Below are 2,921 nucleotides of genomic sequence, written 5' to 3'. Positions count from 1 at the left end.
CCCGTGACGCCGCGGCCGGCTCTCCGCGTTCCCGCCGATTCCCGCGGGCGCCCTCGCCGTCAGCCGCCACCGGCTCGCCGTCAGCCGCCACCGGTCAGACTGGTCGACCGGCCGGCACCGATCCGTCGGCACGCGCCGATCCGGGCACCGGTCCTCGCGCCGCCGCCCGGTCCGGCCACGGGACGAACCCGGGGGCCGATCCACGTCGCCGTGCCGTCCTGCTCGGCGGCCTCGGGCTGGCGGGCGCCGCGCTGGGCGGGGCGAGCCTGGCGGCCTGCGGCGGCTCCGGCGGNTCGATCCCNGCCCCCNCGCCGACCCTGCGGGCACCCACCCCGATCGCGGGCGTCACCGACGGGGTCTTCGGGCTCGGGGTCGCCAGCGGCGACCCGTTGCCGGACGGCGTCATCCTCTGGACCCGGCTCGCGCCGAGGCCGACCGAGGGCGGCGGCATGCCCACGCGGGACATTGAGGTCGACTGGCAGATCGCGACGGACGAGGGTTTCCGCGATGTGGTGCGCGCCGGCACGCAGACCGCGCAGACGGCGTTCGCGCATTCCGTCCACGTCGACGTCCGCGGACTCGCGCCGGAGCGTGACTACTTCTACCGGTTCCGTGCCGGCACCGTGCTCAGTCCAGTCGGCCGGACCCGGACGGCCGCGGCACCTGGGAGGGGACCGGAATCGACCGGCGGTGCCCTGACCTTCGCGCTGGCCTCGTGCCAGGACTTCCAGAACGGGTACTGGCCGGCCCTCGACGGCATCGCCACCGACGCGCCGGACCTCGTCGTCCACGTCGGCGACTACATCTACGAGTACGACCCGAAAAGCAACTACCCGGACCGGCGGCACACCACCCCGCAGCGGCCCGGTCTGGACCAACTCCAGACGCTGGCGGACTACCGCAACCGGTACGGCCAGTACAAGTCCGATCCTGCCCTGCAGGCCGCTCATCACGTGGCCCCCTGGGTCGTCACCTGGGACGATCACGAGGTCGAGAACAACTACGCCGGACTGATCGACGAGGCCGGCGACGCCGGGGAGCAACGGCAGGNCCCTGCGGTGTTCGCCCGCCAGCGTGCCGCCGCCTACCAGGCGTACTACGAACACATGCCGATCCGCGCGGAGCTGAATCCGGGATCGCCCGACATGCGGATCTACCGGCGGTTCGTGTTNGGGNANCTGGTGNCGTTCAACGTCATGGACACCCGGCAGTACCGGACCCGGCAGCCCGGCGACTCCCCGCAGGGCATCGGGCTCGCATCCCTGGGCCGGGACAACACGGCCGGCACGATGGCCGGCGCCGCCCAGGAACGCTGGTTGCGCGACGGCCTGACCACGTCGCGGACCCGCTGGAACGTCCTCGCCCAGCAGACGATGATGGCCCAGCTGAACGGGCAGCTACCCCTCGGCGAGGGACCACGGCTGGCCAACCTGGATCAGAACGACGGGTACGGCCCCTACCGGACCCGGCTGCTGTCGGAGATCCGCGACAGCGGCGTGCGCAACCCGGTGGTGCTCTCCGGTGACATCCACTGCGCCTGGGTAAACGACCTCCGGGTCGATTTCGACCGGCCCGAGACGCCGGTCGTCGCGACGGAGTTCGTCTGCACCTCGATCAGCTCGGCCTTCTTCCTCGTCAGCGAGGACTTCATCCGGCAGAACAATGCCCGACTCAACCCGCATGTCCGGTATTTTCGCGGTGACCGGCGAGGTTACACGCGCGTTCGCGTCACCCCGGACGAATGGCGCGCGGACATGCGGGTCGTCGCCGACATCGCCCATCGCCACTCGCCCACGTCCACGGATGCCACCTGGGTGGTCGAGAACGGGCGGCCCGGCGCGCGGCCGGCCTGAGAGCGAGCGTGCGGCGGCACGCTCCGGCCCTGCCGGCCCGCACTGCCGGCCCGCGCCCTGCCGGCCGATTTCCACCCGATTCATCGGAAAAGGCGCGGGAATTCGACCACCGGGTGGCCTCACTGGCCTGCGCATCGCGAATAAATCCGAAGAAACTCGACGGTTCTACGGCCAGGACACCGGTCGCCACGTTAGCCTTTCCCCGGCCCGTCCGCCGCTTTCCACACGCCTTCTGGCGCCGCGCGGACGACGAACATCGGGAGCCGAACGTGACGATTCTACACCAACCGAGAGAACCGGGCGGAGCGGCGGATACCGGGACGCAGCCAGCGGATATCGTCGCCGCGCACACCAGGCCACGTACCCCTTTGCTCGGCTATCTGCGGACGACGTCCCACAAGGACATCGCCNTCNTGTACNNCGTCACGTCGTTCGGGTTCTTCCTCTTCGCCGGTGTCCTGGCCATCATGATGCGGGCGGAACTCGCCCGCCCGGGGCTGCAGTACTTCTCCAACGAGCAGTACAACCAGTTTTTCACGATGCACGGCACGCTGATGCTGCTCATGTTCGCGACCCCGNTNGCGTTCGCGTTCGCGAACTTCCTCGTGCCGCTGCAGATCGGCGCGCCGGACGTGGCGTTCCCGCGGCTGAACGCGCTGTCCTACTGGTTCTTCCTGTTCGGCAGCCTGACGGTGATCNTNGGGTTCCTGACCCCGAACGGCGCCGCGTCCTTCGGCTGGTTCGCCTACTCGCCGCTGAANANCNAGGTGTACTCGCCGGGGGCCGGGTCGGACCTGTGGATCGTGGGNCTNNCGGTNTCCGGTNTNGGTACCATCCTCGGCGCCGTCAACATGATCACGACGATCCTGACGATGCGGGCCCCGGGCATGACGATGTTCCGGCTGCCGATCTTCTGCTGGANCTTCCTGGNGACCTCGATCCTCGTGCTGNTNGCCTTCCCCGTGCTCGCCGCGGCGCTGCTCGCCCTGGAGGCCGACCGGCGCTTCGGCGCGCACGTGTTCGACGCCGCCAACGGCGGCGCGCTGCTCTGGCAGCACCTGTTCTGGT

Annotated in this window: 2 protein-coding genes; both read left to right on the top strand. The window is 70.2% G+C overall.

Features of this window, described 5'->3' with window-relative positions; translation table 11 throughout:
• The first annotated feature begins 218 nt into the window (after positions 1–218).
• Positions 219–1,853 carry an alkaline phosphatase gene (locus tag CED_RS11140; protein WP_084680765.1) on the top strand — a complete coding sequence of 545 codons (1,635 nt, stop codon included), beginning with the start codon at positions 219–221 and terminating at the stop codon, positions 1,851–1,853.
• Between the two features lie 269 nt (positions 1,854–2,122).
• Positions 2,123–2,921: cbb3-type cytochrome c oxidase subunit I (locus CED_RS25285; protein WP_035910355.1), on the top strand; the 799-nt coding region annotated here is incomplete at its 3' end.

This window comes from Frankia sp. CeD (genome assembly GCF_000732115.1).
GTDB lineage: Bacteria > Actinomycetota > Actinomycetes > Frankiales > Frankiaceae > Frankia > Frankia casuarinae.
This window is presented reverse-complemented; position numbering and strand designations above follow the sequence as displayed.